The sequence below is a fragment of the Shewanella sp. 5S214 genome (assembly GCF_041439795.1).
In the GTDB taxonomy this organism is placed as follows: Bacteria; Pseudomonadota; Gammaproteobacteria; order Enterobacterales; family Shewanellaceae; genus Shewanella; species Shewanella vesiculosa.
In genome coordinates this window covers 1-7,453 of the sequence record NZ_JBGOOV010000052.1, presented here as the reverse complement: position 1 = coordinate 7,453, position 7,453 = coordinate 1, and the positions used below count along the sequence as shown (strand labels likewise).

7 protein-coding genes and 1 pseudogene are annotated in these 7,453 nt (G+C 37.4%); all 8 read right to left on the bottom strand.

What is annotated here, in order from left to right; translation table 11 throughout:
* Window positions 1–239: pseudogene (locus ACED29_RS20740) on the bottom strand (hypothetical protein); the annotation flags it as partial.
* Window positions 240–760: 521 nt separating this feature from the next.
* Window positions 761–1,789, bottom strand: coding sequence for a hypothetical protein (locus tag ACED29_RS20735; RefSeq protein ID WP_371698628.1), 1,029 nt, complete (start codon window positions 1,787–1,789; stop codon window positions 761–763).
* A 340-nt stretch (window positions 1,790–2,129) separates the two neighbouring features.
* Window positions 2,130–2,723 (bottom strand): hypothetical protein, encoded by a 594-nt coding sequence (locus ACED29_RS20730; RefSeq protein WP_371698627.1) that lies wholly within the window; start codon window positions 2,721–2,723, stop codon window positions 2,130–2,132.
* Window positions 2,717–3,490 carry a hypothetical protein gene (locus ACED29_RS20725; RefSeq protein ID WP_371698626.1) on the bottom strand — a complete coding sequence of 258 codons (774 nt, stop codon included), beginning with the start codon at window positions 3,488–3,490 and terminating at the stop codon, window positions 2,717–2,719. The genes ACED29_RS20730 and ACED29_RS20725 overlap by 7 nt, the downstream gene beginning before the upstream one ends.
* 112 nt (window positions 3,491–3,602) lie before the next feature.
* Entirely contained in the window at window positions 3,603–4,709 is a 1,107-nt protein-coding gene (locus tag ACED29_RS20720) for a lipase family protein (RefSeq protein WP_371698624.1), read from the bottom strand.
* 81 nt (window positions 4,710–4,790) lie between these two features.
* Window positions 4,791–5,282, bottom strand: a complete 492-nt coding sequence (locus tag ACED29_RS20715) for a DUF6795 domain-containing protein (RefSeq protein WP_371698623.1) — start codon at window positions 5,280–5,282, stop codon at window positions 4,791–4,793.
* Window positions 5,283–5,354: 72 nt separating this feature from the next.
* Complete coding sequence (locus ACED29_RS20710) at window positions 5,355–6,215, bottom strand: immunity 49 family protein (protein WP_371698622.1); 861 nt, start codon at window positions 6,213–6,215, stop codon at window positions 5,355–5,357.
* A 2-nt stretch (window positions 6,216–6,217) separates the two neighbouring features.
* The coding region (locus ACED29_RS20705; protein WP_371698621.1) for an RHS repeat-associated core domain-containing protein at window positions 6,218–7,453 on the bottom strand (1,236 nt) is incomplete at its 5' end.

Here is a 7,453-nt window from a genome sequence, read left to right as displayed (position 1 = left end):
TCCCAAATAAAGTCGGTGCGACCAAGTTCGGTGATTTTTGCGCTGCGACGGCCTAGGGCATCATATTCATATTGCGTCAGTTTGCCATTAACGTTGATTTGCACCAGCTGGTTTAAACCATTAAAACTGCGCTGTTGTTTATCACCCGTACCCACTTGGCTGATTTGATTGCCACTAGCGTCGTAACGATAATCGAAGTAATTGATGTTGCTTACCGTATTGATAACGTCTGGACTCAAATAATTGAGTCTCTTTTTGTACATGTCGCCATGTCTGCTCAATTAATCTTGAATAGCTATCATAGGCATGACTGAGTTCAAGTTGATTACCCTGTATCGTTTTATGCAATAACCCTGATGACAGATAGTGATAATGAGCCTGCTGCACAATCGGCTTCGATGGGCCATGGCCTGTAAAGCGACTGTCTATTAATGTAATGCCACTTAATTGACAGTTTTATTGTTGAAATACTACTGCCAGTAACTATGAGCTTTCATACATAAACCATAGGCATGAGGTAGAATATTGCCCTCTTTAACGACTAAACAACAACCTTCGACAGGCGTATCATCTAAGGTATAGCCAAGACTTTACCCCCAATTAAAAGCAGGTGCGTTAACCAGTAATGCACCTATATTTTGGCTATCCATTTTTAAAGAACTAAACAGGGTTTCGCACTAAAGGAATGATTCAATCTTTAAAGTAAAGTTCCGTAGGTTCATCAATCACTAAATTGATAATCTTGACCCCAAAACGACATTTAGCTGCGTATTCCTTCATCTACAATTGGCGGTAGCACACTTCGTAAGGGTGGATTATGCGTCACAATCGATTTTTGAAAACTCACATTTAAATCAGCTAATGACTCAATGCCAAATTCTTTTAATGCTGACATCAATTGCTCTCCCTTGATATTTTTATCGCGTAAATCAATCACAAAGCTTTGTAAATTTTGCAGTTCAGCCAATATTTTACTGACTTCTTTACTTAATGGTGCTTGTGCTTCTTTTAACGCGTTATAAGCCGCTTCCCTTGCGCAGTCTGATGATGAGAAAAGTGTTATTTTTTCATCAAATGCAGAGTGTAATTCTGCTTTATACAGTGTTAATTTTTCAACAATATCAGCAATAGTCATCTCTTTTTCACGGCTGAACTCCTGCTTAGCGTCATCTATACGCTCGAATACTTTTTCTAATCGTTCTTCATAGTCGTTAAAGTCATTCACCACTCGCCATAAATCAGCAACCGATTTCTGCGGATAATCCGCCTCTTCAATCATGCCAAAAATCTCCATACGAATAGCGTTTACCGCTAACATCGCAGGTTTAATGGCGGCTATCGCAAATACTCCTATAACAGCATACAATTGATATTCTGACGTCATGCCAGGTACGTGACCGGTAACAAAGTAAACAACGCCAGCATTGATAATATGCGCAACAACTGCAATTACTCCGGCTTTAATCTTAATTTTTTTAACTCGGACTAAGTCATTGGTTAAATCAATACTGTCAGGCTTTTGCGGATGTGTTGCTCGTCTCTCTAACATGGTTTGGGCATTACGGGCGATAAAATAGGTGCTACCGATTAATAAGCTAATGGTAGAGACATACCAAAGATAGAGAGTTGCTGATACCCAAACATGGAATTCAAATTCTGGGACGTCATATTGTTGAGCAAACCATTTAATCAACACGACCAGTAAAAATGTCCCCACAATCCAACCTAACCACTCCTTGATTGTTTGAGTGTAAAATTTGCGTCTAATTTCGCCAAATATATCGTGCATAGTATTCCTTTACTTTGTTAATGATGTTAATTCCACCTACTTTCTGTAGGAAACTAGGCGTCAGATATTAAGGTGATCAGTTTATTTAATGTGAGTATAAGACCTCTAATCACCAAGACTATTAAATAACTCCAGTTAAACAGCAAATGCTTTAACTAAAGGCGATGTTGAATAAGAATTGAAGGACTACATAAGTCATAACGGTGGATAGTTTTTTGCATAATAAAGGGTTAGTATTCGCTGATTCTTGATACTGGTTAGTATGGTCATGACAAAAAAATAAATAACAAAACAATAGATAATGTTAACTTTATATAAACCTTCAATAAGTTTGTTTCTGTTAACGCTTAGAATGGCCTTGATCGACTAACTTATCTTGTGCGAGTTTCATCAATCTAGCTGCATGTTCTTTATTAAACTCAAACGTAGTATTATCAAAAACGTACTGAGCGTGCTTACTAACCGATAGCCAGTTCTGTTGTATTTTATACAGCTTTGCTAGCTCTTCATGGGTAGCAGTAACTGACGATTTGGGTAGTTCAACATCCAATGCTAAAAACTCTTTATGGAGTGAAATAGCATAATTAATATCTTGGTCTACAAACATACCGCCTTCATAAATCCAAGCGAGTGTAGAGTAAGCTGTTGGATCTTTTGCATTAACCCTTTTTGTTGCTTCCTTAAGTAACCGTTCTCCATTACCAGTGTGCAAGCTAAGAGGTACTAAGCCTCTCCAATAACCCATATTGATGGCTTTTTCACACCACAGCTCCAGCTTTTCAGGAGCATTAATTAAGCTTTTTTGGCACTGCTCCGCAGCAACATTAATTGCTAAGTTGGGATCATCTATATCAATTGAATTATCCCACCTCGGACCCGCTGCGTTGGCGAAAGATATAACAATGAAAAAAGCAAACAAAAATATTTTCACCATGTCAAAGTGCCTTCTGGGGTAACTCTTTTTTGAGGAATATGAACAGTAAAAGATGGCAACGACGAAGGTATAAATGAGCCTTTTCGGTAAAAATAAGTATCTTTTAATGATTTATTTTCATCGGATTGCCCTTCACAAATACCGTTGTCAGAACATATTAGTCCTCCAACATAGTCGATAATGCTAATATTATTAACATTCAAACTTAGCATTAATGTATCAATTCCAACATGTTTATTCCCTGCATGAAAAGCATGATACCTGTGCATAAAAGCTACAATTTGAGCGTTTTTATCCACTTGTAAATTCGTTTTCAATATACTTGCCCACATTTGATTTCGCTGTATGTGAGAATCAGAGCAAGAACCTATATCGGCATCCTCCCAATTGCAATGGTCATCAATTAGATCCATCATTTCAATCGGCATGTCTAATGGGATAATTTTAAAACCAACAGAGTTTGCTGTTTTTACTAACTCTCCGTAACCAGTACTAGCAGCACTATTCCAATTCCAGTTTTCTTTAAAGTGCAGTTTTATCGCATCAAAACCTTTTCCTGTACGTTGATAAAACTCAATTTTCTCTTTTATTTTTAACGGTAACATCTCCATTGCAAAATGAGTAAAACCAGCTGCTTTAAGTTGTTTAAGTGCACGCATAGCTTCATATTTGTAAGAAGCAGGGTTGTGGCTAGATTCAGCAATAATGACCAAACGAGCATTACCAGCCATTTTTCTGTAATTTACATCCGTGTTAATTTTATTCATTGTTATTCCATAACTTATTTATATTGACTACGTTTTAAATTGAAAAATAGAACCTATAAATTACATTTTTCCCTACAAGGAAAGCCGTATTCTAACAATTAAAACCTATTAGCTAATAAACTAACCCTATAGCCTCTACTACAACAGATTTTAATCTGCTCAATAGCATAGATAAAATACTTCTCACGGTACTATAACTAAGGTCAACAATCTTAACGCCAGGTTTACCGACAGAAGTTAAAATATGACCTAGCAATCCTTTACAATCTTCAGCATATTCACGAGTCATTTGAGATAATTCAACTAATGAACGAGCAATCAAATCATAAATGGATAACGTTGAACTGACGCCTACTTGGGCAAGTATTGAAGTCAATTTACCACTTGAACGTAAAAGCCATATTAATCCAGCACTGATTTTATCTGACCAGTGGGCATTAAAACACGCTAAATGACGTTTCTCATACTTTAAGCGAACATGTTCAAGATTACAGATTGACCCCATTTGCATCTGCTTGTAGTCAGCATATCGAGAAGCTGTATTAATATAACCTGGCGCGTTGCCTTTCATTTTGTGTGAGGCCCCTACAAAAGAAACACACGTACTTAACCTATATTCATCTCCAGCATGCACAAAAGGCCAAACAGGGACCATAGGCACAGGGTCACTTCGGTGAACCGCACGATAAATACCACTTAAACTTGTTTCAGCTTGAATCGCATACGGTGCGAAACCGACTCTTGGTGACCCAAAAGCATATAATTTAACAGGGATTTTGAACGTTTTTCTAATCCAAATTGCAGCTAGGTTCGCTAAAGCACCACCTAAACTATGGCCAACACAATGTATTGGTTTATTTCCAAGCTTTTCTAATAACGTTGCGATTTGAGGTTTCATTGAATTAAATGTTCTATTAAAGCCTGAGTGAACTAATTGGTTATTTGGCCCTGATGTTACACCACAATGGAGATCGGTAAGCGCATCACACATACCAGCAGTACCGCGAAAAGCAAGCACGGCCTCTCCTTTAAACATTCCCTCATTACGACCCATACCAAAAAAACCGAAACCTGACGTATGGTTTAAAACATGTTCAGCAGTAGTCCCTGATACACCATGTAACGTTGACTTTTGAGCATTGAACAAGAATTGCTTAGCCAACATTGCAGGAGAATTTATTTTTGAGATATTATCTTTTTTTGATATACTCACTGTCATAAGCGAATTCTGCAAGATTTGATGCCAATATAGTTGTTAATATTTTCATTTCATTCCTTTGAAGTTTTTTGTTTTTAATCGTTAAAAGTTAAAAAAGTCTTCGTCTTCATCATTTAACTCATAAATATCAAAATCTTTTTCCCATCGACAAATACTTTCGCCATCAAACTCTAAGTTCTCATTCGTTTTATTCGGAAAAGTAAACAAGACCTCTTTATTATTTAAGTCACAATTGAGTGAAGTTAATTTCTCTTTAACTTCTTCAAACTCTGTTATGCCACCTAACCGTGAATGCCATAATAAAAAAGTACTATTCTCATTACATACCGAAATTTTCTGTATCACTGTATCATTGACGAACATATCACCAGGTTTTTTTGAACTTATACTGACTTTTGGCATAAAAAAACAACCACTCTCGTCCGTTAACGTTTCATCATTGTTTTCAACTTGATGAATATAACTGAGTTCTCTTATTACTTTCGCGCCAACAACAGGTTTTCCGTTTAACAAAACCTGTCCTTTAACTTCTGAGCACATGTGTACGTCGTATTTTTTTAGTAGTCCAAACATGTTGAGCAAATCTCCCTATTAAAAAGACTCTCTATAATTAAACATCTATCGAAGATACTTCATCTTAACCCGTTAAAAATATTTACCTTCAATCAAAAAGCGTGGCAGAGAGTCACTTTCAACAATTACCTCATTACCCATATCGTGCCACATGCACGCCATACCTAGTAACTGCAGGGGTAAGAATGAATCTACAGGGGCATGATCCGGACCTGCCTCATAAATGTGGTAGCGCTCTTGCGCTTGTACGTTTTTGGCAAGTGCTTCATTAAAATCACAACCAACATCAAAAGTTGCTGGCGATAAAGCAGCTAGAGTTTCTAAGTATCCGAAAGCAATATATATCGCCCAGTCATCATTTTGCTTAACAGCCATTCCCATACACTCGTCAAGCAATTTTGGGTAATCGGCTTGATGATGGTGATAAGCTTGAAATACTTCTATAAGTTTATAAGATACAGGGCCTGCTTGTGTCGCACTTTGCTTCATCGTTTCTATAGGGAAATTTGCCAAGCTATCCATACTTTCAGTATCGCGAGTAATCACCGCTAAAAAATAGGCATCAATCCATTCTGATGGAGCTGCGTAACCAGCTTCTAACATCCCCTTACCGTTCCACGTTACTTCGGGTAAGTCATATATTTTAAAAGTTTGCTCTTGCTCTGGTTGCTCTGCAAGCTTAAGGAATGCAGCATACATCTTAGACGCGTAACGTAAACCCGTTGCTGATTCTTTTTCTACTTCTGGTGTTTGAACTTCCCAGGTTAGCCAACGAGCAAGATCAAAAAATTCACGAGTATAATTAATTAAATTGTCGCGTTTTTTAACAATATTGACAGGACATTTTTTTATTCTTCTTCTGGGTATATCTAGCCATTCAGCTAAAGGTACACATGTTGAAAATTCGGGGGCGTATTTTCTTTCTACTTTCATAACTAACCTACTAATTTTGTGGTATCAATATCAAATTCAGATATTTTAACTTCGCTCACTGTCGAGCCAGTTGCGCTTTTTGTAATTGGTGTTTCAATATGTAAATATTTGATTTCATTATCATCAAGCGCAGCTTCTTGTATCGCAGCAGCCGCCTTTCTATCTGTGGACGCTTTAGGGTTTGTATTAGTTGCCATACTCTTAGTAATGGCTTTTGCATACTGCGTTGTGCCTTGTTGATAATATTCATCACCAATTTTCATTTTACCTAATGGGCTACTGCCACCCTTGGCTTCAACAATAATGACATCGCCATTAGCATTTTGATAAACCATATCAAAGTTACCCTTTACCGATGTAGAACTATCTAAGCTCGTTGGGTGAATGCGAGCATAACCAGGGTACAATATTTCAATCGCTGCATCTGCTGATTTTTCACCAATTTTGGCTGATTCATTGTTAATCTTTGGTATTTGGTCGTTATAACGTTTTGTTTCTTCTGCTGAAGTTTTTGCCTTGTGCTTATCTCGCTCGAGCATTTCCGCATCACGAGTATCAACATTCTCTTTCAACGTTACAGGAAGAAAAGAAACAGTCTGTTTACTGCCTGCCTTTTTAGTTGCTTTGTTAAGTTTTAATTCATTCTCAGTCAACGTTCCTGTTTTACTAGACCATTCTTCATTGACCACTTTGCCATTAATAACATGCCCACCAACGAACTGTTCAATGGTCATCGTAGTTTCAATCACTTTATCGCCTACTTCTCGTGTTAAAGTAATTCTGCCGTTATCAACATCCATAGATTCGATACTATATTCATGCTCAAGTCTATTTTCACCATTTGGTCTTGTTACTTTAATATTGGCTGTTCTGGCATCTACTGAAGAACTGTCTTCAGCAATTTTTAATATTTTGGCTTTTGTTGCTGGGTCAACAATATCGCCTATCATCTTAGAAAGTTTTTCCACACCTTCTTTACACAACAATCCAAATGGATCAACCCAGTTCACATGATTAGGAGCGTACTGATAATGGTTTATGCCACCCACTAAACCAATAGGGTCTTGATGTATAAATCTAGCTTGCCTAGGGCTGTAATACCTAAAGCGGTTGTAGTGTAAACCAGATTCGTCATCAAAGTACTGACCTTGAAAACGGATTGGGTTAACAATTTGATGCTCGCTATCCACATGATCAATGCTTTGACCAAACACGTCTTGTTGGCTGCGCCAGACAAT